The sequence below is a fragment of the Nocardia arthritidis genome, assembly GCF_011801145.1.
GTDB lineage: Bacteria > Actinomycetota > Actinomycetes > Mycobacteriales > Mycobacteriaceae > Nocardia > Nocardia arthritidis_A.
On sequence record NZ_CP046172.1, the window covers coordinates 3,306,266 to 3,331,474 of the forward strand.

Genomic DNA, 25,209 nt, shown 5'->3' on the forward strand with positions numbered 1-25,209 from the left:
TGGTGCGGCGGCTCGTGCTGGATTCGCTGGTTGTGCGGCTCATGACTGATCGTCTGGTGGCTGGAGCAGGATTCGTTCGGTGGTCGCGGCGACGAAACTCAGCGCGTCGAGCGGTTCCAGATAGGGGAGTTGGGTGGGTAATTCCACTGCGCCGAACATCGCTCCCGGATAGAGCGCGAGATGATCGGGCAGGTACAGCCCCTCGAATCCGCACCGCTCGGCATGCCGTGCGACCGCGATGAGCCGGTCCGGATCCACGCCGTGGAACGGCGAACTATAGCTGATGGCGAAACGCATGTCGCTCAATGGAATTCACATTTCGGCGGCGCGGCGCGCAGCCGGGCGAGCAGTTGTTCGCGCAGTGCGGCGAGCTGGTCCATGGTCGCGTCGACCTGCCGAGCGGCGCGCTCGCACCAGGCCGTGCTGTTCGTAATACCGCAGGTGCGGGTGCCGATCCGCTCGGCCAGTTCGCCGATGAGCATGCGACCTCCTTCGATGCGTCGGCCGCAACGGTAAACGTTGTCACCGGCGTCAAGGCAAGATCGCGGCCTCCAGTTTGCCTAGGAAACGCCCGAAATGCGGATCGGATTCCGGGACGGCGAACCGGTCGATATCCCACCACCGGCCGTCGCCGAACTCTCTTGGATCCAGCCGATATTCGCGGGTGCGGTCGCCGCGGACGACGTACCAGAGGCTCACGTCCTCGTGCCCGGCGTCGATTCCGATCGTGGTGGTGATCGTCAGGAACAGCGGTGCGGTGCCGACGACGCCGAAATCGGGCTCGATGCCCAACTCCTCCAATGTCTCCCGGCGTGCGGCCGCGAGCGGATGTTCGCCGGGCTCGACATGGCCGCCGGTCGGCAGCCACAGCCCGGCCAGTCGATGCAGGCCGAGCAGTACGGCACGGCCGTCCGGGTCGACGAGCACCGCGTAGGTGACCAGATGTCGCGGTGGCGTCGCGGGTTTCGCGCGGCGGAAGACATCATCGGTCGCGTCCAGCCAGCGCAGCGTTTGGGCGATGTGTTCGCATTCGAGCGCGTCGAACGGTTCGATCCCCCGCACGATTTCGGCGATGACTGCGGTGGCAGGATGCATGGCGGGACTGTAACGCCGCCCACCGACAGGAAACTCGAGGTCAGCGCCGGTCGAAGTGGGTGCGCACCAGGTCGGTGTAGTAGGCGATGACACGCGCGGGCGGGAACTCGCCGGGTTCCGCGAGAGTGAGGCGTCCGGCGTTCCAGACGAGCGCGTCGATGGCGCGGGCGGTCATCGCGACGTCGAGGTCGGTGGTCGCGGCGCGGACGAAATCCTCCAGCGCGGTGACGAGTTCGCGTCGCCAGTGCTCCATCCGGCGGCGGAAGTACGGTGTCGCGCTGTCCACCAGTACGAAGGCGGCTCGCCAGCGGTCCGGGGCCTCGGTGACCGCGCGCAGGAACCCCGCCAGGTAGCGCAGTACGTCGGCGGCGGGGTCGCCGGTCGGGCGCAGCGGCACGATATCGGAAAGTTGTTGGCGGGCAAGTTGTTCCTCCCGCTCGAGCGAGCTGCGCAGTAGGTCGTCGGTGTCGGTGAACTGGCTGTACACCACCGGCCTGGTGACACCGGCCGAGCGCGCCACCGCATCCATCGAGACCTTGTGGATGCCCTGTTCGACGATGATCCGCAGCGCCGCGTCGAGTAGTTGGGCGCGCCGCTGCTCGGGGGCCATGCGCGGCGCGTAGGTGCGATTGCGCCGGGTCGCCGGTTCGGTCATCGCTGCTTCTCTGTTCTGTGTGGGGGCTGGAAAGTCATTTCGGGGCTCTTGACAGCGGGTGGCTCAGTCCAGGATGCTACAGGGACTGTAGCTACAGTAGATGTAGCATTTGTGGAGGACCGTGATGACCACGACGGACGAGCCGATCGGTATCGCCGACTACCTGAGCCTCATCGACCCGGCCAACCGGCCCGATCCGTACCCGTTGCTAGCGCGGATGCGTGCGGCCGGACCGTTCCGGCTCGGCTCCGCGCCCGTCGTCGTCTTTCCCGGGTACGCGGACTGCGCGACGGTGCTGCGGCATCCGGATGCCCGCGTCGACCGCAGGCTCAGCGCCTTCGAACTGTCGCAGTTCCCGGACCCCCGCACCGGCGACGACGAACGTGGGCCCGCATTCCTGTTCCGCGATCCGCCCGACCACACCCGGCTGCGGCGGCTGGTCGCGAAGGCGTTCACCCCGCGCGTCGTACAGACCATGGAACCCAGGATCACGGCGCTGGTGGACGGCATACTCGATCGGGTCTCCGGAACCGAATTCGACGTCGTCGCCGAGCTGGCCTATCCGCTGCCGGTCACCGTCATCTGCGAATTGCTCGGTGTCCCACTGGAAGGCGAGGCGCGGCTGGGTCGCTGGTCGGCGCTCATGTCGCGCAAACTGGATCCGACATCGCGCTCCACCGCCGAATTCGCCGCCGATCCCGCGGCCGTCGACCAGGCGAGCGACGAATTGTATGAATATTTCGAGGAATTGACGGTTCGCAGGCGCGCGGACCCCGGGCCGGACCTGCTGTCCGAACTCATCGCCGCCGAGGAGGCGGGCGACAAGCTCAGCCACGACGAATTGATAAGCACCTGTGGGCTTTTGCTCATCGCCGGGCACGAGACGACGGTCAACCTGATCGGCAATGCGGTGCTCGCGCTGCTGCGCAACCCCGAACAACTCGCCGCGCTGCGCGCCGACCCGGCTCTCGCCGCCGCCGTGGTGGAGGAGACGCTGCGCTACGACCCGCCGGTACAGCTCGCCCCGCGAATCGCCGCCGCGGACCTGCGGATCGGCGATTTCCCGGTGCGCCGCGGCGAGGTCATGATCATGCTGCTCGCCGCCGCACAGCGCGATCCGCGGCTGAATCCGGACCCGGACCGCTTCGACCCGCGGCGTGACATCCGGCACCTGGCCTTCGGTGCGGGGGCACACTTCTGCCTCGGGGCGCCGCTCGCGCGATTGGAGGCGCGAGTCGCGTTGACGCGCTTCGCATTACGGGTTCGCGAACCACGCCTGCTGCTGGACCCGCCGCCCTACCGCGACCATGTCACCCTGCGCGGTCCGGCCGCGCTGCCCGTCGGTTTCACTGAGATCGCACCCTGAGCGCGAAAATTCCTTCGCGACAGGAAGAATCGCTTGACTTCACCGGCGAGTGCGGGTCAGTATTTTCAGGTCAGCACCTCGCTAGGCGAGGCTCCTGTACGAACACAGGCCACTGATCCGACGACGTCGAGAGACGCCCAGGGTCAGGACAGATCTCCCCGGATTAAGGGGTTATCCGAAGTGGCTTCCCCGGCAACGGGATACGTCGTGCAGTGCCGAAGCTCTGACGAGAGGGGTGCCAGCCCGTCTTTCGGGTTCCCCTTTGTGCCTTCATAGTGATCAGCGCGGCGAGGAGGTGGGGGACGACATGATGTCCGGCGATAGTCCGTATCCCAGTCCGGTTCTGACATATACATTCCCAGCTCGCTGCGACACTCCGATCGCCTGACGAACGTCGGCGCGGTACCTCTTGCCGTGCCTGGAAACTGTTGCAGTGTGCGGGTTTTCGCAAAGGAAGTGCGATATGCGAATCCTCGTCTCCGGTGCCAGCATCGCCGGACCCGTCCTGTCCTACTGGCTCACGCGGTACGGATTCACCGTAACCGTCGTCGAAAAGGCGCCGACACTGCGCAAAACCGGTGGTCACGCGGTCGACCTGTTCCGGCCGTCCGTGGAGATCTCCGAACAAATGGGTGTGCTGCCGCGAATCATGGAGCACGCCACCGGAACCGACTACCTCACCGTGCACACGGGTAGCCGCCGGGTGCGATTGGACCAAGCCAAGCTCGCCCGGGCCGCCTCCGATCGGCATGTGGAGATCATGCGCGACGATCTCAGCGAAATCTATTACGACGCAACACGAAACGATGTGGAGTATCGGTTCGGCGATTCCATCACCGCGATCACCGCGGACGGCCGCGTCAGCTTCGAGCACAGCGAACCGCGGGAATTCGATCTCGTCGTCGGCGCCGACGGGCTGCGCTCGAATGTCCGGCGGCTGGTCTTCGGGCAGGTGCCGGAACGGTTTCTGGGCGGCTACCTCGCGGTGGCCTCGGCGCCGCGCGAACTCGCGGTGCCCGGCGAATTCAACGCGCGGTTGGCGGTCGGCCGAGTCGCGGGGATCTACACCGCCCAATGCCTGACCGACTCCCGGATCCTCTTCCTGTTCCGGCCGGAACAGGAACTCGATTACGACCACCGCGATATCGATCAGCAGAAGCGGTTGGTGCGCAAGGCATTCGCCGGCTCGGCGCCCGAGGTCGACCGGTGGCTGGCGGTGCTCGACGATACGCCCGCCTTCTATTTCGACTCCATCACCCAGCTTCGGCTCGACCGCTGGTCCCGGGATCGGGTCACGCTGGTCGGCGACGCCGCCTACTGCCCCGGCCCGGCGGTCGGTGGCAGCACCAGCCTGGCGATCGTCGGCGCCTACACCTTGGCCGGGGAACTCGCCGCGGCCGGTGGCGACCACACCGTCGCGCTGCCCGCCTACGAGGCGGTGATGGCGGAATCGGTCCGGCGTAGCCGGATATTCGCCGCGCGGGCGGCCGCGACGATCGTGCCCACCTCCCGCCTCGGCATGTGGGCACTCATCCAAGCCGGACGACTGGGCACGGCCCTGCCCACCGGGTTGGCTCGCGCCGCAACGAAACTCGGCGCCCGCGGCCTGCGGTTTTACGACTCGATGCCGGTCAAGGATTACGACACTCCGCTCGCGTCGGTCTAGCGGCGGGATCTCTGGGTACGCGAGAACTGACCGGCGGGAGATGGTCAGGAGGTGATGATTGTGATGTCACCGATGTTTATGCAGTTGATGGACATGTTGCGAGACTGGTGGAACATGATGTTCCCCGATATGCCCATGTAGTGACACCGATCGATCAGCCGGACAGCGCAGCCTCGGCCCGCCGCTGTCCGGCTGTATTTTTTTGGGATGGGGCCCGAGGTGTGCGGTGTGGGGTCCGGTATGTGATGTGCGGCGGGACATGCGATGTGGGGCCGGGCATGCGGTGTGCGGCGGGCGTGTGATGTGGGGCCGGGCATGCGATGTGGGGCCGGGCATGCGGTGTGCGGCGGGCGTGTGATGTGGGGCCGGGCGTGCGGTGTGCGGCGGGCGTGTGATGTGGGGCCGGGCGTGCGGTGTGGGGATCGGCGTGTGGTGTGCGGCCTGGGTATGTGGGTGTGTGGCGGGGCGTGTGGTGTGCGGCCGAGCATGCGGTGTGCAGCGGGGCCATGTGGTGTGTGGTCCGGCATGTGATGTGGGGCGGGGCATGTGATGTGCGGGCCGGGTGTGTGGTGTGGGGCGGGGTGTGTGGTGTGGGGCGTGTGGCGTGTGGTGTGGGGCCCGGTATGCGGTGTGGGGCTGGGCGTGCGATCTACGGCCGAGGCAGTGGGGCGGATCATGCCGGAAGGTTGTCAGGGCTGCCGAGTTCGACGGTTATGCGAACCGGATATGTAGCGGCGGGGTCGCTGGTTGATGCTCACGCGCCGCCGGCGCTTCGAGCCCGGCGGCGCCGCTGTCCGTTGTCAGAAGCCGCAGCGGGAGTTGACCGCGTCCCTCGCGTCTTTGGACTCCTGCTCGTGCAGGATGTTCATGACTTGGTCGTCGGGGGCCGTGGCCGCGCGGTTCAGTTGTGCCACATCCGCGTTGAGCGCGCTTTTCAGCGGACCTTCGTCGGCGGCGACCGCCGCGTCGGCCAATTTGGTCGCGACGTCGTGCAGCGCCTTCTTCACGTCCGCGATGCCGACATCGCCGTCGCCGAGCGCGGCAGCCATATCCGTGGCCGCCTGCGCGACGGCGCCGCACGTCACCTTATCGCTGACCGCGCCGGCCTGCCCGGATGCCCCGATGCCGACAACGGTTACGGCCGCCAGCGTCACCACCGCGAGAATTGTTCTCCACATTACTTTTTCCCAACTTCCCGAGCCGAGTTGCGTGCCCGCTGTCGCGTCCATTCGGATTATTTCCGAACGACATAAGCAGATACGATCCGCCGTCACCGAATTCTGTTGCCAAACCTGGGAATTGGGTCGATCCGGTGAGATATCGACTACCGCGAGCGGCAACGGGTCTTCGGGTGACATGCGCGGTGCGAAATGAGCGGGTGAGATGTCGACTACCGAGCGGCAACGGGTCCTCGGGTGACATGTGCGGTGCGAAATGAGCCGGTGTCTAGAGTTGTGGCATGGATGCCGCGTCGGACCGCTACGCCGGTGACCTCGCATCCGCGATGGCGGCGGTGTTCGGTTCGCGCCTGGTGGGTGTCTATCTGCACGGCTCCGCGGTGCTCGGCGGCTTCGATGCGCGGCGCAGCGATATCGATGTCCTTGTCGTGTGCGCGAATTCGCTGACGGTGGCCGAGCGATCGGCCGTCGCTGTGGGGTTGAGCGAGGAACGCCTGCCCTGTCCGGCGCACGGACTGGAATTGAGCGTCGTCACGCTTCCGGTCACCCGGCATCCGACGGCTCTTCCGCGATTCGAACTGCATGTGACAACGGCACCCGATGACAGCAAAGTAGTCGACGGCCATGAGCATGCGGGAGATCCGGATCTGGTACTGCATTTCGCCGTGTGCCGGCAGGCCGGACGCCGCATAGGTTCAGGCCGACCTGCGAGCGAGGTGTTCGCTCCGGTCGCCACCGAACTGGTCCTCGCCCAGTTGGTGCGCGAGCTGCGCTGGGCCGCCGAGCATGCCGCGGGCGAGTACGCGGTGCTGAATGCCTGCCGCGCTTGGCGATTCGCGGTGGACAGCACACTCGTATCCAAAATCGATGGCGGCCGGTGGGCAATGGATCGTGTGCCCCAGCCGGACCGCGAGCTGATCCGCACCGCGCTGAACCGTCAGCGCTGCCTACCCGCCGCCGAGCTGAGTCCCAGTGCCGTAGAGCAATTCGTGCATCAAACACTCGCCCGGGTCACCAGCGGATCGACGTGCGGTCCTATCGCATAAGCCGGACGCGCGGGTGGTCGTGCATCAGCTGGGGCGCGCGGGTAATCGGGCGAGGCCGGGCAGACGCGGATGATCTGGTTGTACCCCACGTGCGATGAGGCTCTTGGCCAGGTAACCCGGGACGACCGATGTCGACTAGGGCGTCGCGATCCTCGTAAGGGATCCAGCTGTGCTGACTCGAATCCCATTAGTGAGGTGACGGTGGTCAGCATCGGCCCGGTGTACGTGCCGCAGGCGGGGCACGGCTGTGGGTATGTGTCGGTGGTGCCTAGTTGATCCGGCCGGCCTTCTATCCCATGGGGGACGGGTGGTCGGTGCTGCTGCGGGGGATAAATGCTGTTATTGGGGTGCCGTGCCTGCGGAGTCATGCTCCTATTGGTTCGTGCGGCACCTCGTACCAGTCGCACCTCCGCCGGGGATGCGGCCGAGCGGGTGTGCCGCAGGCGGGGCACGGTTGTGGGTATGTGTCGGTGGTGGTCAGTTGATCCAGCTGCCCGCCTTCTATCCCGCGGGAGACAGGTAATCCGTGCTGCCACGGGGATGAATGCGGTCATTGGCCTCCCACTGCGGAGTCATGCTCCTGCTGGTTCGTGCGGCATCTCCTATCAGTGGCACGTCCGCCGGGGATGCGGCCGTGTTCGGTGCGTCCAGTTCTTGGGGCCGTCGCGGTGCGGCCGCGGCTCGGCCGTCGGTCCGCCGACGGAACTGTTCTGCGGCGAGGGATTTCCGGGGCGCGGGTGCAGCCGGGTCGCCGTGCGAGCGAACTGTGCCAGCGCAGGGAACACGGTCGCAGTATCGACCGGCTGGGGCGCGGTGGTGTAAGTCATGGGTCCTTCGGTGGGCAGAGATGTTCGATTCGTCGTGACAGTGATGCCGTCTCTGTGCCGCTGTCCGACCTCCAAGGCGACAATGACTGCGGTACCGGCGAATTCGCTATCGTCGCCGAGCTTATGGGTCCAGGCCAGCACCTCACGTGAGTGCGTGCGGCCCGCAATGGGAAGCGTGGCACGGCATTCGTCGTCGAGCGATCCGCATCGTCCGTCTGGTCTGGGCAAACGTTACCGGCCGGCCTGGCTGCGAAGTACGAGGCTGTTGTGAGATCGGATCTGCCGGTTCGGGATTCGGGGTCGAGCTTGCTGCGGCTGGGTGGATCGGTCCGCCTGGGATCGGTGCTGGGGCGGGCTCTGACTGAATAGTGCGGTGCGCAGGTTCGCCCGGAACTGTCGGTGGCTGTTGGGTTTTCGTCAGTCGCCGTTCGGTGGTCGGTCGGGGTGGTGGCGGTGGGACAGTGCTCATGGGGGTAACTCTTGGGTCGATGTCAGTGATTCGTTGCCGGGTTCCCCTGGCACGGGCTGTGCCCGCACACCGTTGTGGGTGTGCGGGTCAGTCCCGATCTGTTGGTGGTTGTTGGTCTTTGAGCCACTCGCGGTGGCGTTGCAGGTCGCGGTCGTTGCGGTGGTGGATCCGCGACAGCGCGCGGGCGAGTAGCTCACCGGGGTGGTGGCGGTGGTTGACTCGTGGTGTGCCGGTGGGGTCGATGTGTGGTGGTGCGATCCATCCGGTGCGGCCTGGGTAGGGTGAATCGTCGCCCAGGACAATGGTTTTCCAGCCGTTGGGGCCATCGTTGACCAATGCGTGGCAGTGGTCGCAGGCGAGGGTGAGGCTTTCGATATCTGTTGCGCCGCCCGCGTTCCATGCTGTGACATGGTGGACCGCGCACATGCTGGCGGGTGCATCGCAGCCCGGGCGGGTGCAGCCGCGCAGGGCGGCGGTCAGCGCCATCCGTTGTGGGGCGGAGGCCAGGCGGCGTTTGCGGGCGAAATGCAGTGGTAGGCCGTGTTTGTCGAATACGAGCAGGTAGGGGTCGGCGTGTTCGGCCAACCGGAGTGCTTCGCTGATGGGGATGGTGCCGCCGGTCGCGGTGGTCGCGAGACCGGTTTTGCGTTCGATATCCTCGATGCTGACGGTCATGATCATCGAGACGGGAAGCCCTCGGTGCGCGCCTAATTCGTCGACTCGGGTTTGCGGGTGTAGCAGGGCCAATAGGGCGTCGTGTTGGCGTTGGGCCTGAGTGCGGGTGTCGCGGGCCGCGGCCGCCACCATGGCCTCGCGGTCGACGAAATCGCAGGCTCCGCGTGGGGAGTTCGGGTCGTCGGGGTTGTTCATGCCAGGCCGGGCGTATTTGGCCATGAACGTATCCCACAGCGCTCGCAGGGTGGGGTCATCGCTCCGGTCAGAGCCGACATCCCATCCGGGCGTTGCCGACCCACGCTCACGCCACGCACCCTGGCACGGTCCCGGTCGTCGGTGAGCTTGCCGTCGGGGTCGAGGTAAGCCAGGACCTTGTCCCCGACCGCGGGAATATCGTCGGCGCACAGGGTGCGAGCGAGCCCGGCCAACAAAGTTTCGGTCGCTTCGAATTCGGGGTTGTGCACCGATCCAGGGACTCGTTTCAGCACCGCCGCGATCTTGCGTGCATGATCGGCGCTGATCGCGCCCTCGGCCAGGGCGGCGGCGGTCGCTGGAAGCAGGGGTGGGTGCACCTCACCCGCCATGTCGATGCGCGGCCCCAGTTCTTCGGCGGCTCGGGTGCGCGCCGACGCCTCGGCCCGCGAAATCAGCAGGGTTTCAGTCAGAAATCGGGTCAGGCCGCCCGCACCCGTCCGCGCCGGGATCGCCCGCTGGGTCAACTGTGCCGACAGTTCGTGTTCCCGAGCCGCGATCCGCCGCTTCAAACACTCGGTGTCACGCACCAATTGGATCAACTCGTCATCAGATAACGGCGTCAACGGCGCGTGCAGGATGCGATCCACGTCGACGGGCAACGGGTCGGCCACCCGTTGCGCCATGTCAGGATCGTCCGGAGTCATGCCCACATTCTATCGAATAAAGATTCGAAAACAAACAGAAATAGCCAACTGCAAAGTAAAAATCTTACTGCTCACAGAATCGTCAAACACAGTGCTGCACAGGCGAAGTCGCTGCTATTCCGAATCGGTCGACCGACTTCGTCTGCAAGCCAGAGCGGAATCGCAAGCGCACTAAGATGTCGGACAGACGCCGCGAACGGTGCCGCGGCCGAGTCCGATAACGGTGCCGAGGCCATCGCAGCAGCCGAAGCGCTAACAGCTGCCCTGGCCGCCGATTACTGCCGCCGCCGTGTCACGGTCCCTTACACGGAATACACCGGCATAAACCATTTGGTGGCGAGCTTCATGTTCGTCCCCGCTGGCCTTCCTGCAGGCACGCTTCGACGGCCGCCCGATCGACAACGGATGCGCCGAGCTGACCGGATACGACGAGAACGACGAAGCTCGCCGCAGGAGCATCGGCGCAGCACCTCGGAAACCGGCAAGGAGAACAGCGCCGTGCGATAACGCGGTGAGCATCGGCCATCCCGACGGACCGGGTCACCCCGGCCAAGATCCCAATCGCACGCGGATGCAACCAGATCGTCCGCATCTGCCTCGACCGACCACCCGCGCGTCCAGCTGATGCAATGAGGTCGAACCGCCGAGAGCTTCAGCGGAACCTCCAGCGGCCGAACCGATTCCGTGTCCTTCACGGGCGGCATCTCGGCCAGTAGCCGCAGATAATGCGCGACCGTGTCGCGCGCCTGCCCGATCTCGATGATGCCCTCGCCGAGGTAGTCGAGAATATGGATAATCGCCTGGCGACGCGCTGATGAAACCAGGAAGACCTCGATCGCTCCCGTTCCTCGATGCGCGAATCTCGCTGCGGGCTGGGACCTGATGAATCGCACGCGCATTACCGCGAAAGCCTTCTGCGCGAACGGTTTCGAGATCCGCTCAGTCGAAAACCACCGGACGCAAGCGTCCCGTGTATGTCGCGGCCCGGCCGAGCGCATCTCCAGCGGCGTCGAGTTCGAGCAGCGCCTCCTCGAAGACCTCGCGCGCCCCCGCGATGCAGTAACCGGGGGTGGTGAGCGCGCCGATCCCGTCGGTATCGATCAACAGACCCGAGGCGGGCAGCTCGCCATAGTCGTCGGCCAAATCCGCCAGCTCACCGCGCAATTCACGCAGCCGCGCCAGCAACTGTTCTCGACGCCCTTCCAGGGCAAGTGGATCGATCATCGCGGACTCCCGGATAGGTGATTGTCCGCAATCTACGCCCTCAGTATGCGACCGCAATCCGGTTGGCGCGCAACCGGATCAGCGTGATGCCGTAGACAACCAGCCACACCGTCCAGATGAGCCACCCGACCAGTCCGAGCAGCGACAGCGGACTCGGCCGGTCGAGCATCAAGGGTGTGAGCAGCGTCCAGGTGAATTGCAGTGCGGCGGCGACGAACCCGAGCGCCGCATGCCACGGTTGGATGAGCCGGGCGCGCAGGCCGCCCATCGAAAGTCCGATCATGGCCGTCGCGAGGAAGGTGCCGTTGAGATTGAACACGGCATTGTGCAGCGCGAATAGACCGGCCGCCGTGGCCGAGGTGTGTTCGGGAATCGTGGTGAGCGCCAGACGCAGCGCGCTCACCACCGTGAAGACCGCGGTTTGCAGGACCAGACCCGCGAGGCCGACCAGCGACCAGGCGGAGATGTCGGCGCGCTCGAATTCGCGCAGTGCCGCGAACGCGCCCGCGCCGAAGGCGACGACGGCGAAGAACGCGACCGGTGTCGCCGCGAGCGCCCACCGGACGATCTCGCCGTTGTCGTCGAAAAACCTTGTGGTATCGGCGATATCGGTGCGGCCCTCGGGCAGCCCGGCAGGGAAGAGGATGAGGTTGATGCCGATGATGGCGGTGGCGAAGACGATCGCTCCGATGCCGCCGATTCGAGTGAAGGGCCAGGTCGGCCCGCCAAGAGCTTTACTAACCATGTATTCAATATAGTAGACGTAAACCGAAAGGGGAACGATGAAGGAGCGGCGGCGCTACGACTCGTTACGTCGCGCGGCGCAGGCGCAGCAGACCAGCGCGGCGATCGCCGATGCCGCGCGCGAGTTATTTGTCACGCGCGGCTGGGCGGCCACGACCATTCGCGAGGTAGCCACGGCGGCAGGCGTTTCCGTCCCGACCGTCTACGCCGCATACGGCAACAAGGCAGGGCTCGCCCGTGCACTGGTCGACGCGGCCGATCTGTCCGCGGACGCGGATCGGATGCTCGGCGAATTGGATTCCGCCGCAGGCGATCCCGCGAAACAGTTGGCCGCGATGGCCGGTTACGACCGCAGGTTGTACGAACGCTCCGGGGATGTGATTGTGCTGCTGCGCGAGGCGGGGCGCGCCGAACCCGAACTGGCACACGCCTATCGGGAGGCACGCGACCGCGCCGACGACGCCCACCGTCAGGTGTTCGCCGCCTGGCCGAAAGGCACACTGCGCCAAGGGCTGGACCTCGACACCGCCTTGGATATCTATGCCGCGCTGTGCAATATCGATATCTACCGCACGTTCATCGACGAACGCGGCTGGACGCCGGAACGGGTGCAGCGATGGTGGGCCGCCGCGCTACCGAGGGAACTGCTGGCCGAATGACACACCAAAGCTCATGCGGCCGAGGCGGATTCAGCACAGACCGGCCAGCTTGTAGAGCACCAGCGAACCCGCCACCGCGACATTGAGGCTGTGGCCGGTGCCGACCATCGGGATCTCCACCGCGACGTCGAGCCTTTCCAGCCCCTCCGGCGGAATGCCATCGGATTCGTGGCCGAGCAACATGATCGTGCGGCGACGGGCCGGGGGCAGATCGGCCAGCCGGATCGACTCGTCGGTGAGTTCGACGCCGACCACGGCCGAACCGCCGTCGCGCTGACGATCCAGCCAGCGATCGACCCGGCCGTCGATCCAGTGCACGCATTGCCGGTGCCGCAGGGTGTTTCCGTGCGCGAGCGCGTCCGGAATCCATGGCCGCCGCGGCACCGCGAGACAGGCGCCGACGGCATCGCAGGTGCGCAGCAGGGTGCCCAGGTTCACGCCGTGCTTTGGCCACAGCGGTGCGGCGATCAGATGATTCCAGCAGCCGTGCGCCCGCCTGCGGCGCTGCTGACGCAGCTCCGGACGCGTCCGGAGGCGCGCCGCGGTCATCGGCGGACGGGAAAACCCTTCCCGAAAGGCTGGGGGACAACGAGATTCATGTACGGGATGCTTCGCGGCGCATCGGGCCATCGACGAGGTCCGCCGACGAACAGGCCGGACCGGTGGTCCCAGGATACCCGGCGCGCCGCGAGCCCGATCTCACGGGCGCAGCACCGAGACCAGGAATTCGATCTGGTCGTAGACCGCCCGCTCGAAATGATCGTCGAAGTAGACGTCGAAATGTCCCACGGGATAACGCTTCACGATCGCGTGTTTGGTGCGTTCGGCCGCCCGCAGCGCCGATTTGGCCGGCGCGATCGAATCATGGTCGGCCACCGCGTACAGCACCGGCATCTTCAGCGCCTTCGCCCGGCGGCCCGGCGCGTCGAAGAGCGCCGAAAACGCGATCCGCGCAGCGACTTTCGGCTCATACCTTGGGCTCTCCTCGGCCAGCCTGCCGTAACCCTCCGGCACATCCGACGCGCTCATCAGCGCCGCCGAACGTTTGCGCCCGGCCAGCCGGATGCGAACCGGCTTGCGCCGCAACGGCCCGACCAGCAGATCGGTGGCCGCGATCGTGGAAACCTTGGTCAGGCTGATCGGGCCCTTCGCCAGCGCCGACGCCCACCCGCTGGTGAACGGGACCTGCGCGACGACGGCGGCGATGTAGGCGTCGTCGGGTGCCACCGCTAGCACGTGCCCCCCGCCGAACGAGGTGCCCCACAATGCGATTCGGGTCGCGTCGATACCGCGCAGGGTGCGCGCGTACGCGATGGCCGCATGCCAGTCCTCACGCTGGCGCGCGATATGCACCAGCTGGCGCGGGGAACCCTGGCTGGCTCCGAAATGCCGGTAATCGAATACCAGCACGGCCATACCGGCGGCGGCGAACCGCCGTGCGTAACGATCCAAGCCCATTTCACGGTTGCCCCCGAGACCGTGCCCCATCACCACGAGTGGGCGGGGCTTGGGGACGCCGTCGGGTGGATACAGCCAAGCGGCGCACTGTTCGCCGCCCGACGGAAAACTGACCTCGACACGTTCCATGACGCCCGAGGGTAGCGGGTACCCTGTACCGGCGGACGAGTTGGCCGGGCGACCGCGGCGTTGGGAACGGGCACCTGTGTGCCGCCGCCCGCCGCCGAGGAAAGTCCGGACTCCACAGAGCAGGGCGGTTGCTAACGGCAACCCGGGGTGACCCGCGGGACAGTGCCACAGAGAACAGACCGCCCGCGGCGGCGGGCCTCGCGAGAGGTGCGGCGTCGCGCGGTGAGGGTGAAACGGTGCGGTAAGAGCGCACCAGCGCCCCGGGTGACCGGGGCGGCTAGGTAAACCCCGCCCGGAGCAAGGTCGAAGGTCGCATCGCTCGCGGTGCGGCTGCGCAGGCGTTCGAGGGCTGCTCGCCCGAGCCTGCGGGTGGGCCGCTCGAGGTACCCGGCGACGGTGTGCCCAGATGGATGGTCGCCACCCGGCTCAGCCGGGGACAGGATCCGGCTTACAGGCCAACTCGTCCGCCTGTAGTTCGCATCACGGGGAAGCGGATCTTGTTGCCGAGATCCGGTGTCGCCGCGCACGATCGAAATCATGATCGTGCGCAGACTGGCCGTCGACGAATGGAAGATCACGCGGGAGATCCGGCTGGACGCCTTGCGGGGTTCGCCGCGAGGCACCTTCGCCACCACCTACGACATCGCGGCGGAGTGGACCGACGAACAGTGGCGCGACTGGCATCGCGGCCGTGAGCTCTTCGTCGCCGAACTCGACCGATCCCCGGTCGGCTGTGCCGGATTGATCATCCAGGAGGGCCTACCGGTGCTCGTCTCGATGTGGGTGAATCCGGTCGCCCGCGGCACCGGCGCATCCGATCATCTCATCGACGCGGTGATCGCCCGCGCCCGCGAAACCGGCCACCGGGAACTGCGCCTGTGGGTGCTGAAGGACAACCGCCACGCCGAAAAGCTCTACGAGCGAAAGGGTTTCGTATTCACCGGCCGCGATCAACCATCCAGGATGAACAATCCGCGCCGCGAGCGGGAGATGATCATCGACGTGGCGTGAATCCCTATGGCAGCCATGGTCTCGGATTGGTTCCGGGGTGGGTGCGGCGGAGCTCGCCGATGAGGAAGACCCAGCGTTGCTGGGCGTCCTCGGGGGTCGGGTAGCCGAGGACCTCGGCGATGTGCCGCCAGGATTTGCCCTGGTCGCGGGCTGCCTCGAAGAAGGCGGCCTCGGATTGGTCGACGGTTCGCCGCTCTCTGACCAGCAGTGCCCGCCAAGCGGACAACACATCGTCGGGAATCGGTGGGGCGTCGCTGCGGCCGGCCAACAGAAGTATCGCCGTAAGAAGTGGCATCTGATCGACGAACTCGAAAGCGCTTTCGCTGAGATTGTCGCGAAACCATTGCGTGAGAGCCGGAAACGCTTGCCGCTCGTTCTGCGCCATATGCGTTATTGTCCGGCTCATTCGCGGCTGCCGCACCGCGGTTTCGGGCAGGTCGTCCGCTCTGCGGTGGATCGTGAAGATCGGTGGAGCTCGCGAAAGTCAGCGCCACGGAGCGTGTCTCGGTGCAATCATGAATTACAGCGAGATGGAAGTGACGCCATGGATATTTTGGAGTTTCTGGCGAGCATCGTGGGGATTGCCGCCGTTGGCGGCGGGATCGCGACGGCGGCGAGTGCGCGGGTGGTCGCGCAGTACGAGAAGGGGTTGATTTTTCGGTTCGGGCGGATGGTCGCGACGCGGGATCCCGGGCTGCGGTTGCTCATTCCGTTCGTGGACAAAATGCGGAAGGTGTCGACGCGGATCGTCACCATGCCGGTTCCGGCGCAGGAGGGCATCACCCGGGACAACGTCACGGTACGGGTGGACGCGGTGGTGTATTTCCGGGTGATCGACCCGGAGCGCGCGGTGCTGGAGGTGGAGAACTATCTGTTCGCGGTCGGGCAGGTGGCGCAGACCTCGCTGCGCTCGATCATCGGCAAGAGCGACCTGGACGACTTGCTGTCCAACCGCGAGGAACTGAACAAGGGCCTGGAGATCATGATCGACAGCCCGGCCCTGGCCTGGGGCGTGCACATCGACCGGGTGGAGATCAAGGATGTGGCGCTGCCGGATGCGATGAAGCGCTCGATGTCACGGCAGGCCGAGGCGGAGCGGGAGCGGCGCGCCCGGGTGATCTCCGCCGAGGGCGAACTGCAGGCGTCGGACATGCTGTCGCGGGCCGCCGCGCAGATGGCGGAGACACCGGCGGCGCTGCAGCTGCGTCTGCTGGAAACCGTGGTTCAGGTTGCGGCGGAAAAGAATTCGACGCTGGTGCTGCCGTTCCCGGTGGAGTTGCTTCGCTTCCTGGAACGTAGCAGCCTGCCCGCGGCCGACCCGAAACCCGAAGCGCCTCAGCCGAAATCCCCGGACGACACGCAGGCGACCGGCCCAACCGGAACACAGGCGTAACAGGGCCGGCGTATACCGATACGGGTGCGGCGCTCGCCGCACGTCGTATCGGCGACAACGTTAGGACCGGACCGATGTCCGTGCTGATTCCCGTGATCGCGATCGTGCTGATGATCACGATCGGATATGTGCTGAAGTACCTGCCGAACCGCTTGCCGCAGCGGCAAGAGATACCGTTCGATGACTGACGGTCAGCCGCACATGAGCTTGGCCATCTGGTAGATGGCCTGCGACTCTTCGGTCGTCGCGTCGGCGCTGGCCGACTTGACCCGCGTGCCGACGCCCTTGACCACGGCGTCCTCCGGCTTACCCGCCTTGATGTCGGTGCAGGTGTCCGACAGCACACCGGCGATCTTGGTGTCGTCCTTGCCGTCGGCCAACTTCGGGAAGGCGTTCTTGAAGGCGACGACGAACGCACCCGCCTTCACATTGTCGAGCCCGGCCGGGGCGGCGGGCTTGGCCGAGGTGGCCGCCGCGGACGCGGGGGCGGAACTGGACGCCTTGTCGCTGCCGCAGCCGGTGAGCAGCAGAGCAAAGGCGGTGGCGCAGGCCGCGATTGCGGCGGTGGTTCGTATCACGGAGCGCGATGCTAGCGGGCCGGAACGAAAGTCGCCTCCCGTGAGGTGAACGGGAGGCGACCGGAACCGGGACGGTGAAAGCGCCGAGCTACAGAGGTCCGATGAGTAGAACCGATGCCCAGTAGGCGGCCTGATCGGCGCCGAGCACGGGGAGAAGGAAGTCGTAAAGGAACGAGGACATCTGCGTGGAACTCCCAATTCGTCGACGTACGGGAACACTTCGGAATACGCGGGCCGCGAACGTATCCCGCGCCGTCCGGCCACACTAGCAACCGGCGCCCGCCCGTGTCCGGCGCGCCGGGCCGGCACCGTGATTCTCGGGTAACTGGCCTAGAACGTGAGCGACGTCATAAAGTATTCGCCGTTGGCAAGGCCCGTTGCCGGGCGGCAGCGGGCCACTCACATCTCGATCGCTCCGAAAGCAGGTCTCAACACATATGCGGGTAGTTCGCTCCTTGGTCGCCGGTGCGTTGATCGCCGGGGCCGCTTCGCTTTTCGGCATGCTGGGCGCCGGTTCCGCCGGTGCAGTCGCGGTTACTCCGCTACCGGGTGGGGTGCAGGTCGACCTCAGCCCGGCCGACACGGTTTGGGTGCACCAGACCCACTTCGGTCAGGTGATCGCGGGTCTGCCGCATCCGTCCGCCCCCTCGTTCGGGGCGGCTTTGGACGCGGCGGCCGATGTTTCGGCCTCGGTTCCCAACGGCCGGGTCACGTTCACCGTCTACGGTCCGTTCGATCAGTTGAACGGCACCATGCTGGCACTTCAGTAGTTCGGACTCCGTGGAACTACATCAGCGGATCGTCTCGGCGCCGGTGGATTTCGGCGCCATCCGTTCCGAATTCGGCCTCGCCTCGGCATATCCCGCCGAGGCGAGCGCCGAGGCCCGCGACGCGGTCGACGCGTTCGCGGGTGCCCGGATCGATCGCACGGACATCCCGTTCGTGACGATCGATCCGCCCGGCGCCATGGATTTGGACCAGGCGCTGTATCTCGAACGCACCGGCACCGGATTCCTGCTGCATTACGCGATCGCCGATGTGGGCGCGGTGATCGAACCCGGCGGCGCGCTGGCGAAGGAGTCGGGCGCGCGCGGCCAGACCTACTACCTGCCCGACGGCACGGTGCCGCTGCATCCGCCGGTGCTCTCGGAGGGTTCGGCGAGCCTGCTGCCCGATCAGGTGCGCCCGGCCGCGCTGTGGACCATCGAACTCGACGAAAATGCTGAGCCGCAACAGTTTTCGGTGATACGCGCCACCGTCCGATCGCGGGCTCGGCTCGATTATCAGCGGGTGCAGGCCGCCGCGGACGCCGGGCGGGCGCTGCATCCATCGATCGCGGCCCTGCCGGAATTCGGCAAGCGGCGCATCGAGGCCGGGCTGGCCCGCGGCGCGATCGGTTTGCGGTTGCCCGCGCAGAGCGTGGTGCGCGACGACTCGGCCGAGGGACATTGGCGGCTGGTGGTGGAACCGCGCACCGCCGCCGACGACTGGAACGAACAGGTCTCGCTGCTCACCGGCATGTGTGCGGCACGAATCATGTTGGACGGCAACGGTTCCGGTGAGCGCATCGGATTGCTGCGCACCATGCCGCCGCCCGCCGACGCGGCCATCGAATCGATGCGGCGGACCGCGCACGCGCTCGGCGTGCCATGGCCGGACGGTCAGCCGGTGGGGCGGATGCTGGCCGGGCTGGATCCGAATACCCCTGCGGCGCTTGTGCTCATGTCCGAGGCCACCGGCCTGCTGCGTGGCGCCGGCTACACCGTGTTCACCCACCCCGTCGGCTCCGCCTCCGATCGTGCGCTCGATGGGGTGGAGCCGGATGTGGTGCGGCACAGCGGGATCGGCGCGCCGTACGCGCACGTCACCGCGCCGCTGCGACGGCTGGCGGATCGATTCGCCACCGAGATCTGTATCGCGCACTGCGCGGGAACCGAAGTGCCGCAATGGGTTCGGGACGGTCTCGGGAACACCACGGAAAGTATGCGGCGCAGCGACGGTTTGGCGGGCAAGGTGGAGCGCGCGTGCATCGACCTCACCGAGGCGACGCTGCTCGCCTCCCGCGCGGGCGCCGAATTCGACGCGGTGGTGGTGCGGGAGGCCAACGGCAACCGTCCCGCGGAGATCTTCGTCGCCGATCCACCGGTGCTCGGCCCCTGCGTCGGCGGGCCACCGGAAGGGGAATCGGTTCGGGTGCGGTTGATTTCGGCTGATCCGACGGCGCGAAAGGTCACCTTCGCCTTTCCCGCGCAAGCGCCGGACCAGGACACTTAGCGCCCCGATACGAAGGCCGCGGCCGACGGATATCTGGCGAGCGCCTGCCCGGCGGCGAGATCCTCGGCGGCGGCCAGTATTTCGTAGATCGACGCCTCATCCCGCACATCGGTCCGCTCGGCCGTGGACAGCAGCGAATCGCGGGATTCGACGGCGTCGCGATGGTCGCCGAGCACGCCCTGCAGCTGTTTGGCCTGGCTGCCCAGCTTCTCGGCGTCGCGGCCGAGCACATGGGCGGCGGCATCGCAGGAATACCGTAACCTCTTGGCGCCCTTGCGGATATCGTGCAGCAGCTCGATGCGCTCGGCGGCCGGGGCGCTCGGCTCGGCATAGACCAGCCTGCGCAGCCGCTTCAGATCCTTGCGCAGCACCCGTTCGAAGGCCTCGTCGGCCGGTAGCCCGGCGCGGTCGGGACGCAGCGGCGGCGCGGTGCGCCAGGCCGAAAGTTCGCCGCGCAGTTTGTGGTAGCGGCCGCTGTGCAGGACGTCGCGGATCCGGTCGTGCGCCGAGGCGTACCTGGCCCGCTCGGCGTCGACGAGGTCGGCGGTGACATGCTCGATCGGCGCGGATTCCGCCGCACCGTCGGATGTGTTCTCGGCCAGTAGGGTCTCGAAGCGGTCCGCGCGCACCTCCGCGTCGCGCGCGACGCCGAGGACGCCCGCCAGCCACTTCAGCTCCTCCTGCACATCGGCGACCGGCGCGGGGTCGAAAAGACTTTTGTACGAGCGCAATACGCTGCGCAACCGGCGGGTGGCCACCCGCATCTGGTGCACGGAATCGGGGGCGTCGGCGCGCACGTCGGGTTCGGCGGCCAGCAGCCGGTCCACATCGTCGCGCAGTGCCTTGACGATCGCGGATCCGGCCGTGGCTGCCATCGTCAGCTCGCTTCCGCGAATCCGTCGGTGGCCTCGACGAGGCGGTCGACGATGCCGGGTTCGTTGGAGGCGTGCCCGGCGTCGGGCACGATATGCAACACCGACCCGGGCCAGGCCCGATGCAGATCCCATGCGCTGGTCGCCGGGCAGACCACGTCGTAGCGGCCCTGCACGATCACCGCCGGAATATGGGCGATCTTGCCGATATCGCGCAGCAGCTGGCCCTCCTCGAGAAAGCCGCCGTTGCGGAAATAGTGGTTCTCGATGCGGGCGAAGGCGAGTGCGAACCGCGGTTCGGCGGATTCGCTGACCCGGTTTGGTTTGGGCAGCAGCGAACTCGTCGAACCCTCGTAGACGGACCAGGTGACGGCGGCCTCCTGCGCTATCTCCGGGGCGGGGGAGTGCAGCAGGCGGTGGTACGCCTCGATGAGATCGCCGTCGCGCTCGGCGGCCGGTACGGGCGCGAGGTACTTCTCCCACTCGTCGGGGAACAGCGCGGCGATGCCGCCGTTGTAGAACCAGTCGAGTTCCTTGCGGCGCAACAGGAATATGCCGCGCAACACCAACTCGGTGACGCGCTCCGGATGGGTTTGCGCGTAGGCCAGGCCCAGCGTGGAACCCCAGGAGCCGCCGAATACCTGCCAGCGCTCGATGCCGAGGTGTTCGCGCAGCAGCTCCATATCGGCGATGAGATTCTGGGTGTTGTTGGCGTCCAGGCTCGCGCCGTCGGCGATGTGCGGGGTGGATCTGCCGCAGCCGCGCTGGTCGAACAGCACGATCCGGTAGCGCTTCGGATCGAAGAACCGCCGGTGGAACGGTTCGGTGCCGCCGCCGGGGCCGCCGTGCACGAAGATCACCGGTTTACCCGCCGGATTGCCGCTGACCTCCCAATACACCTTGTCGCCCGCGCCGACGTCGAGCATGCCGGTGTCGTACGGTTCGAGTTCCGGGTAGAGAATCCGCATCAAAACGCCAATCCCGAGGCCAGGTCCGGGATCTGCAGCGCGTCGATGGCCTGCGCCCGGACATCCGAACAGCTTTTGGTGGTGACCCGATCGATGATCGGTTTATCGGCGAGTACGGCACCGTTGATGGCGCCGTTGCGCAGCGCCCACTCGTGCACCGCCGCGTTCAGGCCGATCTTGCCGAGGGTCGGCCCCTGCACCCGCCAGTTGGACAGCTCTGGACGGATCATGTCGCACAGTTGCGCGGCCGCCTGGTCGGAGATCTCCGGGCCGGCCGGTTTGGACGGACTCGCCGAGGAGGTCGTCGAGCCGGAGCTGCCGGTCTGCGCGGGATTCGCGGAGTTGCCGCAGGCGGTGACGGCCACCGCGACCAATCCTCCCGCGAATAACAGCAGGCTGCGGGGCATCCAACGGCGTTGCGGCATAGGCACCTCATGCTCGAGTCGTGTTTGTCCGCATCTACTTTGCCACCTTTTCCCGGACGGGTCGCGGGCGAACTTTGGGGGCTGTACCTATTGCGGCGTTCGGGGCCCTACGTGGTCACGCTGCGCTACCGCCTCCGGGCCTGACCTCACGCCGCCGTCAGCCGAAGCCGCCGCGAACCTCGTCGAGCAACTCGCGCAGCACCCTGGCCCACTCCGGCGCCGACGCGTCGATCGTGCGCCAGGAATTGAGCACGACCAGCGGGGCGAGGCGATCGGCCAATGCCACCTCGGTGGACGAGACCGGGCCGTACTCGCGCCACCGGTCGAGATAGCGGTTCCGGTGCGGGCCGCGCAGGGTGCGATGGGACAGGAAGGGGTGGGTGAGCACCGCGTCGCCCCAGTCGAAGATCAGGCCGCGGCCCGCGAACACATTGCCGGTGTGCAGGTCGTTGTGTTCGACGCTCAGCCTGCCGAATTCGGCCAGGGCGGCGGCGGATTCGGCGATCCGCGGGCCGAGGCCGGGTATCCGGGATTCGAAGTGCCGGTAGACCGTGATCAGTTGTGGCGGCGGGAGATACGGAGTTCCGGTGGCGCGCAGCTCGTCCAGGTGGCTTGCGGCGGCGTGCTGCAGATCGACGTAGGAGTCGATCAGCGCGGCCCATTCGGCCGGGCTGTCGCGGGCCGTCGCGCCGCCATCCGGGCTGAGCAGCCAACCGCGATCGGGTTGTACGGCAAGAGGTTCCAGAACGCTGCCGGGACGCAACCGGGAAAGTGCGGACAGCAGCGGACCCTCGTGGGCGAAGGCGCGCGCGTTCGCCTTCACCCACACCTGGCCCGCATCGGTGGGGATGCGGGCCAGCAGCGACCAGTCGCGGCGGCGGATTTCCGTTGCGGGGCCGGTGATCTCGATGCCGAACCCCGCGAGTTCGGTTGCCGCCCAATCGATCAGCGGGTCGATCGGTTGGCCGAGCAGCGAAACGGGCGCATTCGCGGCCCGGCCGTACGTCATCGGATCAGAAACTGTGCTCGGGGCCGGGGAAGACGCCCCGGCGCACTTCGTCGGCGTAAAGCGCCGCCGCCGTGCGCAATTCGTCGCCGACGTTGCCGAACCGCTTGACGAACCTGGCGGTCTTGCCGCTGGTGTAGCCCGCCATGTCCTGCCAGACCAGCACCTGGGCATCGCAATCCCGGCCGGCGCCGATGCCGACGGTGGGAATGGTGAGCTTGCGGGTGATCTGACCGGCCAGCTCGGCCGGAACCATCTCCATCACCACCGAGAACGCACCGGCCTCCTGCACGGCGATGGCGTCGGCGATGAGCTGTTCGGCGGCGTCGCCGCGGCCCTGCACCCGGAACCCGCCGAGGGTGTTGACGCTCTGCGGTGTGAAGCCGAGATGCGCCATCACGGGGATGCCCGAGCTGGCGAGCAGCGCGATCTGCTCGGCGACCCGCTCGCCGCCCTCCAGCTTGATCGCGTGCGCCTGACCCTCCTTCATGAACCTGGTTGCGGTGGCCAGCGCCAGCTGTGCACCGCCTTCATAGGTGCCGAACGGCAGGTCGGCCACCACCAGCGCGTGCGGCGCGCCCCGAACCACACCGCGGACCAGCGGCAGCAGCTCGTCCACCGTGACCGGCACGGTGGTGTCGTAGCCGTACACCACATTGGCCGCCGAATCGCCGACCAGCAGCACCGGGATACCGGCCTCCTCGAACAGCCGCGCCGAGGAATAGTCGTAGGCCGTGAGCATGGCCCACTTCTCGCCCGCGGACTTCATCTCCTGCAGGTGGTGCACCCGGGTCTTGCGCCTGGCCGCCTTCGCGGTCGGACCGGCCGTACTGGGCGCCGCGCCGTAAGCAGGGGTTTCCGTATCGGATACGGACATCATCGTCCCTTTCGTCGAATGCCTCGGGGCCCGTAACGGGTCCCCGGGTTTGTCTGACGCATTCAGTCTGCCAGCCGGATGACGGCCGGATTAAGGGCCGTGACCGGTGCTATTGGTCACAGGGGGATGGTGCAATATCTTTGCCATGTCGTCGGTGCGGTTGGGTGTGTTCGGGGTCGCGGTGCTGGCGCTGGTCGCGGGTTGTGCGAGCACGGGCGATCCGATGCCGCCCGCACCCGCCGGACTGGAGAAGTTCTACGCGCAGACGGTGCACTGGGGTGATTGCGCCGGATTCAGCGACGGCTCGACCCGATTCGCACCCGCCACCGAATGCGCCCGGGTCGCGGTGCCGATCGACTACGCCGCACCGGACGGCCCGACCGCGCAGATCGCGGTGTCGCGGCTGCGGGCGACCGGCAAGAAGATCGGCTCGCTGCTGATGAATCCGGGTGGGCCGGGTGAGGCGGGGCTGGCGATGTCGGCGCTCGGCGGGCGCACGCCGCTGGCGGAACGTTTCGACCGGGTCGGCTTCGATCCGCGCGGCGTCGGCGCGTCCACCCCGGCGATCCTGTGCCAGACCGCGCAGGAGAACGACGCGGAGCGCACCGAACCGCCGAAGGACAATACGCCGCAGGGCATCGCCGATATCGAGGCCGAGAACAAGCGATACGCCGATCGCTGCGTGCAGCGCAGCGGCCTGAATTTCCTGGCCCATGTGGGGACCAAGGAGGTCGCGCAGGATATGGATGTGCTGCGGGCGGTGCTCGGTGATCCGAAACTCACCTACCTCGGCTATTCCTACGGAACCCGGCTCGGTTCGGCATATGCCGAGAAATTCCCGACGCGGGTGCGGGCGATGGTGCTGGACGGCGCGATCGATCCGACACAGGATCCGGTGGCCGAATCGCTGCGCCAGGCCGCGGGTTTCCAGACCGCCTTCAACGCCTACAGCGCCGACTGCGTCAAACGCGCGGACTGCCCGCTCGGTACCGACCCCGCCGCGGCGACCGCCCGATTCCGGGAACTGCTGAATCCGTTGTGGGACAAGCGGGTTCCGACGTCCGACCAGCGCGGGCTCGGCTACGACGACGCCATCACCGGCGTGCGGCAGGCGCTCTACTCCGACGAGCTGTGGCCCGGTCTCACCCTCGGGCTCGCGGAATTGCGCGACGGTCGCGGCGACACCCTGCTGCGATTCGCCGACATGTATCAGGCCCGTCGCGACGACGGCACCTACAGCAACCGGATCGACGCGTTCAACGCCATCCGCTGCGTCGACGATCCGCGCGTCACCGATCGGGCGGTGGTCGCCAGGCAGGACGCCGATGCGCGCCGCGCCGCGCCGTTCGCCGACGACGGACGCGGCACCGGCGCCTCGGCGCTGGAACTGTGCGCCACCTGGCCGGTGCCGAATACCACCGTGCCGCACCATGTTTCGGCGCCCGGCCTGCCGAAGACGGTGGTGGTGTCGACCACCGAGGATCCGGCGACGCCGTACCAGGCCGGTGTCGACCTGGCCGGGCAGTTGGGGGCCTCGCTCATCACCTACAAGGGGAGCAGGCATACCGTCGCGCTGGTGGCCGGCGAACAATGCGTCGACAGTGCGGTTTTCGACTATCTGGTGTCGCTGAAGGCCCCGGCCCCAAATCTCACGTGCGGATCGTGAAACGCGGTGCGGGTCCCGAGCTTGCGTGCGGATCTTGAAACACAGCCCG

Annotated in this window: 26 protein-coding genes, 1 other RNA gene, 2 pseudogenes and 1 riboswitch; of the genes and pseudogenes, 11 read left to right on the forward strand and 18 right to left on the reverse strand. The window is 67.1% G+C overall.

Annotated elements, in window-relative coordinates:
• Positions 1-39: 39 nt before the first annotated feature.
• From F5544_RS14745 to F5544_RS14760, 4 genes are read right to left on the reverse strand one after another with little or no spacing between them, the layout of a single operon-like run.
• Complete coding sequence (locus F5544_RS14745) at positions 40-306, reverse strand: hypothetical protein (RefSeq protein ID WP_428847143.1); 267 nt, start codon at positions 304-306, stop codon at positions 40-42.
• On the reverse strand, positions 303-482 hold the full coding sequence (locus F5544_RS14750) for a hypothetical protein (RefSeq protein WP_167473720.1): 180 nt from the start codon (positions 480-482) through the stop codon (positions 303-305). The genes F5544_RS14745 and F5544_RS14750 overlap by 4 nt, the downstream gene beginning before the upstream one ends.
• A 49-nt stretch (positions 483-531) precedes the next feature.
• Complete coding sequence (locus F5544_RS14755) at positions 532-1,095, reverse strand: NUDIX hydrolase (protein ID WP_167473721.1); 564 nt, start codon at positions 1,093-1,095, stop codon at positions 532-534.
• Positions 1,096-1,135: 40 nt separating this feature from the next.
• Positions 1,136-1,750: a TetR/AcrR family transcriptional regulator gene (locus F5544_RS14760; RefSeq protein WP_238847247.1), complete on the reverse strand. Its 615-nt coding sequence runs from the start codon at positions 1,748-1,750 to the stop codon at positions 1,136-1,138.
• Positions 1,751-1,874: 124 nt separating this feature from the next.
• On the opposite strand from F5544_RS14760, the gene F5544_RS14765 reads away from it, so the two are divergent.
• Positions 1,875-3,116: a cytochrome P450 gene (locus F5544_RS14765; RefSeq protein WP_167473722.1), complete on the forward strand. Its 1,242-nt coding sequence runs from the start codon at positions 1,875-1,877 to the stop codon at positions 3,114-3,116.
• A 70-nt stretch (positions 3,117-3,186) separates the two neighbouring features.
• Positions 3,187-3,358: riboswitch (M-box (ykoK) riboswitch) on the forward strand.
• A gap of 221 nt (positions 3,359-3,579) precedes the next feature.
• Positions 3,580-4,782, forward strand: a complete 1,203-nt coding sequence (locus F5544_RS14770) for an FAD-dependent monooxygenase (RefSeq protein WP_167473723.1) — start codon at positions 3,580-3,582, stop codon at positions 4,780-4,782.
• 800 nt (positions 4,783-5,582) lie between these two features.
• Here the strand turns inward: F5544_RS14770 and F5544_RS14775 are convergent.
• Positions 5,583-5,960: a hypothetical protein gene (locus tag F5544_RS14775; RefSeq protein WP_167473724.1), complete on the reverse strand. Its 378-nt coding sequence runs from the start codon at positions 5,958-5,960 to the stop codon at positions 5,583-5,585.
• A gap of 335 nt (positions 5,961-6,295) precedes the next feature.
• Here F5544_RS14775 and F5544_RS47545 point away from each other — a divergent pair.
• Both F5544_RS47545 and F5544_RS47550 read left to right on the forward strand, forming a co-directional pair.
• A pseudogene (locus F5544_RS47545) lies at positions 6,296-6,406 on the forward strand (nucleotidyltransferase domain-containing protein); the annotation flags it as partial.
• A 270-nt stretch (positions 6,407-6,676) separates the two neighbouring features.
• Entirely contained in the window at positions 6,677-7,006 is a 330-nt protein-coding gene (locus tag F5544_RS47550; protein WP_428847170.1) for an aminoglycoside adenylyltransferase domain-containing protein, read from the forward strand.
• Between the two features lie 1,383 nt (positions 7,007-8,389).
• Here F5544_RS47550 and F5544_RS47555 read toward each other — a convergent pair.
• The 5 genes and pseudogenes from F5544_RS47555 to F5544_RS14800 all read right to left on the reverse strand — a co-directional run bounded on the left by F5544_RS47555 (position 8,390) and on the right by F5544_RS14800 (position 11,845).
• Positions 8,390-8,788 (reverse strand): HNH endonuclease signature motif containing protein, encoded by a 399-nt coding sequence (locus F5544_RS47555; protein WP_428847171.1) that lies wholly within the window; start codon positions 8,786-8,788, stop codon positions 8,390-8,392.
• 45 nt (positions 8,789-8,833) lie between these two features.
• Positions 8,834-9,876 (reverse strand): annotated as a pseudogene (locus F5544_RS46345) (DUF222 domain-containing protein); the annotation flags it as partial.
• Positions 9,877-10,178: 302 nt separating this feature from the next.
• Positions 10,179-10,775 carry a hypothetical protein gene (locus tag F5544_RS14790; RefSeq protein WP_167473726.1) on the reverse strand — a complete coding sequence of 199 codons (597 nt, stop codon included), beginning with the start codon at positions 10,773-10,775 and terminating at the stop codon, positions 10,179-10,181.
• Between the two features lie 40 nt (positions 10,776-10,815).
• Complete coding sequence (locus tag F5544_RS14795) at positions 10,816-11,100, reverse strand: hypothetical protein (RefSeq protein WP_167473727.1); 285 nt, start codon at positions 11,098-11,100, stop codon at positions 10,816-10,818.
• 40 nt (positions 11,101-11,140) lie between these two features.
• Positions 11,141-11,845 carry a DUF4386 family protein gene (locus F5544_RS14800; RefSeq protein WP_167473728.1) on the reverse strand — a complete coding sequence of 235 codons (705 nt, stop codon included), beginning with the start codon at positions 11,843-11,845 and terminating at the stop codon, positions 11,141-11,143.
• A gap of 37 nt (positions 11,846-11,882) precedes the next feature.
• Here F5544_RS14800 and F5544_RS14805 point away from each other — a divergent pair, with 37 nt between their 5' ends.
• Positions 11,883-12,503, forward strand: a complete 621-nt coding sequence (locus tag F5544_RS14805) for a TetR/AcrR family transcriptional regulator (protein ID WP_167473729.1) — start codon at positions 11,883-11,885, stop codon at positions 12,501-12,503.
• 30 nt (positions 12,504-12,533) lie between these two features.
• Here F5544_RS14805 and F5544_RS14810 read toward each other — a convergent pair whose 3' ends face one another.
• Entirely contained in the window at positions 12,534-13,052 is a 519-nt protein-coding gene (locus tag F5544_RS14810; protein WP_167473730.1) for an RNA methyltransferase, read from the reverse strand.
• Positions 13,053-13,202: 150 nt separating this feature from the next.
• On the reverse strand, positions 13,203-14,090 hold the full coding sequence (locus tag F5544_RS14815) for an alpha/beta hydrolase (protein WP_167473731.1): 888 nt from the start codon (positions 14,088-14,090) through the stop codon (positions 13,203-13,205).
• Positions 14,091-14,126: 36 nt separating this feature from the next.
• Between F5544_RS14815 and rnpB the strand changes: the two genes are divergently transcribed.
• The 3 genes from rnpB to F5544_RS14830 all read left to right on the forward strand — a co-directional run bounded on the left by rnpB (position 14,127) and on the right by F5544_RS14830 (position 16,494).
• Positions 14,127-14,557: RNase P RNA component class A (gene rnpB, locus F5544_RS14820), an RNA gene on the forward strand.
• Between the two features lie 70 nt (positions 14,558-14,627).
• On the forward strand, positions 14,628-15,101 hold the full coding sequence (locus F5544_RS14825; RefSeq protein WP_167473732.1) for a GNAT family N-acetyltransferase: 474 nt from the start codon (positions 14,628-14,630) through the stop codon (positions 15,099-15,101).
• Between the two features lie 544 nt (positions 15,102-15,645).
• Positions 15,646-16,494: a slipin family protein gene (locus tag F5544_RS14830; protein ID WP_167479207.1), complete on the forward strand. Its 849-nt coding sequence runs from the start codon at positions 15,646-15,648 to the stop codon at positions 16,492-16,494.
• Between the two features lie 191 nt (positions 16,495-16,685).
• On the opposite strand, the gene F5544_RS14835 is transcribed toward F5544_RS14830, so the two are convergent.
• Positions 16,686-17,072, reverse strand: coding sequence for a hypothetical protein (locus tag F5544_RS14835; RefSeq protein ID WP_167473733.1), 387 nt, complete (start codon positions 17,070-17,072; stop codon positions 16,686-16,688).
• Positions 17,073-17,509: 437 nt separating this feature from the next.
• Between F5544_RS14835 and F5544_RS14840 the strand changes: the two genes are divergently transcribed.
• Complete coding sequence (locus F5544_RS14840) at positions 17,510-17,842, forward strand: hypothetical protein (RefSeq protein WP_167473734.1); 333 nt, start codon at positions 17,510-17,512, stop codon at positions 17,840-17,842.
• A 10-nt stretch (positions 17,843-17,852) separates the two neighbouring features.
• Positions 17,853-19,346, forward strand: coding sequence for an RNB domain-containing ribonuclease (locus F5544_RS14845; RefSeq protein WP_174867339.1), 1,494 nt, complete (start codon positions 17,853-17,855; stop codon positions 19,344-19,346).
• Here F5544_RS14845 and F5544_RS14850 read toward each other — a convergent pair.
• The 5 genes from F5544_RS14850 to panB form a co-directional block, all read right to left on the reverse strand.
• Positions 19,343-20,221, reverse strand: coding sequence for a CHAD domain-containing protein (locus F5544_RS14850; RefSeq protein WP_167473735.1), 879 nt, complete (start codon positions 20,219-20,221; stop codon positions 19,343-19,345). The two genes, F5544_RS14845 and F5544_RS14850, sit on opposite strands and share 4 nt — an antisense overlap.
• A gap of 2 nt (positions 20,222-20,223) precedes the next feature.
• Positions 20,224-21,186, reverse strand: a complete 963-nt coding sequence (gene pip, locus F5544_RS14855; protein ID WP_167473736.1) for a prolyl aminopeptidase — start codon at positions 21,184-21,186, stop codon at positions 20,224-20,226.
• Complete coding sequence (locus F5544_RS14860) at positions 21,186-21,611, reverse strand: hypothetical protein (protein WP_167473737.1); 426 nt, start codon at positions 21,609-21,611, stop codon at positions 21,186-21,188. Before F5544_RS14860 ends, pip begins: the two co-directional genes overlap by 1 nt.
• 157 nt (positions 21,612-21,768) lie before the next feature.
• Positions 21,769-22,620, reverse strand: a complete 852-nt coding sequence (locus F5544_RS14865) for a phosphotransferase (RefSeq protein WP_167473738.1) — start codon at positions 22,618-22,620, stop codon at positions 21,769-21,771.
• 4 nt (positions 22,621-22,624) lie between these two features.
• A complete protein-coding gene (gene panB / locus F5544_RS14870) occupies positions 22,625-23,494 on the reverse strand; it encodes a 3-methyl-2-oxobutanoate hydroxymethyltransferase (protein WP_167479209.1) in 870 nt (289 codons plus the stop codon).
• A 145-nt stretch (positions 23,495-23,639) separates the two neighbouring features.
• Here panB and F5544_RS14875 point away from each other — a divergent pair, with 145 nt between their 5' ends.
• Positions 23,640-25,160 carry an alpha/beta hydrolase gene (locus F5544_RS14875; RefSeq protein WP_167473739.1) on the forward strand — a complete coding sequence of 507 codons (1,521 nt, stop codon included), beginning with the start codon at positions 23,640-23,642 and terminating at the stop codon, positions 25,158-25,160.
• The last annotated feature ends 49 nt before the right edge of the window (positions 25,161-25,209 follow it).

Coding starts and splice junctions, on each gene's coding strand:
- F5544_RS14795 (WP_167473727.1), bottom strand. CDS start 11,100: ATGATCGATCCACTTGCCCTGGAAGGGCGTCGAGAACAGTTGCTGGCG.
- F5544_RS14850 (WP_167473735.1), bottom strand. CDS start 20,221: ATGGCAGCCACGGCCGGATCCGCGATCGTCAAGGCACTGCGCGACGAT.
- F5544_RS14840 (WP_167473734.1), top strand. CDS start 17,510: ATGCGGGTAGTTCGCTCCTTGGTCGCCGGTGCGTTGATCGCCGGGGCC.
- pip (WP_167473736.1), bottom strand. CDS start 21,186: ATGCGGATTCTCTACCCGGAACTCGAACCGTACGACACCGGCATGCTC.
- F5544_RS14770 (WP_167473723.1), top strand. CDS start 3,580: ATGCGAATCCTCGTCTCCGGTGCCAGCATCGCCGGACCCGTCCTGTCC.
- F5544_RS14875 (WP_167473739.1), top strand. CDS start 23,640: ATGTCGTCGGTGCGGTTGGGTGTGTTCGGGGTCGCGGTGCTGGCGCTG.
- F5544_RS14865 (WP_167473738.1), bottom strand. CDS start 22,620: ATGACGTACGGCCGGGCCGCGAATGCGCCCGTTTCGCTGCTCGGCCAA.
- F5544_RS14800 (WP_167473728.1), bottom strand. CDS start 11,845: ATGGTTAGTAAAGCTCTTGGCGGGCCGACCTGGCCCTTCACTCGAATC.
- F5544_RS14775 (WP_167473724.1), bottom strand. CDS start 5,960: ATGTGGAGAACAATTCTCGCGGTGGTGACGCTGGCGGCCGTAACCGTT.
- F5544_RS14750 (WP_167473720.1), bottom strand. CDS start 482: ATGCTCATCGGCGAACTGGCCGAGCGGATCGGCACCCGCACCTGCGGT.
- F5544_RS47555 (WP_428847171.1), bottom strand. CDS start 8,788: ATGGCGCTGACCGCCGCCCTGCGCGGCTGCACCCGCCCGGGCTGCGAT.
- F5544_RS14815 (WP_167473731.1), bottom strand. CDS start 14,090: ATGGAACGTGTCGAGGTCAGTTTTCCGTCGGGCGGCGAACAGTGCGCC.
- F5544_RS14830 (WP_167479207.1), top strand. CDS start 15,646: ATGGATATTTTGGAGTTTCTGGCGAGCATCGTGGGGATTGCCGCCGTT.
- F5544_RS14825 (WP_167473732.1), top strand. CDS start 14,628: ATGATCGTGCGCAGACTGGCCGTCGACGAATGGAAGATCACGCGGGAG.
- F5544_RS14760 (WP_238847247.1), bottom strand. CDS start 1,750: ATGACCGAACCGGCGACCCGGCGCAATCGCACCTACGCGCCGCGCATG.
- F5544_RS14805 (WP_167473729.1), top strand. CDS start 11,883: ATGAAGGAGCGGCGGCGCTACGACTCGTTACGTCGCGCGGCGCAGGCG.
- F5544_RS14860 (WP_167473737.1), bottom strand. CDS start 21,611: ATGCCGCAACGCCGTTGGATGCCCCGCAGCCTGCTGTTATTCGCGGGA.
- F5544_RS14810 (WP_167473730.1), bottom strand. CDS start 13,052: ATGACCGCGGCGCGCCTCCGGACGCGTCCGGAGCTGCGTCAGCAGCGC.
- F5544_RS14790 (WP_167473726.1), bottom strand. CDS start 10,775: ATGCGCGTGCGATTCATCAGGTCCCAGCCCGCAGCGAGATTCGCGCAT.
- F5544_RS14755 (WP_167473721.1), bottom strand. CDS start 1,095: ATGCATCCTGCCACCGCAGTCATCGCCGAAATCGTGCGGGGGATCGAA.
- panB (WP_167479209.1), bottom strand. CDS start 23,494: ATGTCCGTATCCGATACGGAAACCCCTGCTTACGGCGCGGCGCCCAGT.
- F5544_RS14765 (WP_167473722.1), top strand. CDS start 1,875: ATGACCACGACGGACGAGCCGATCGGTATCGCCGACTACCTGAGCCTC.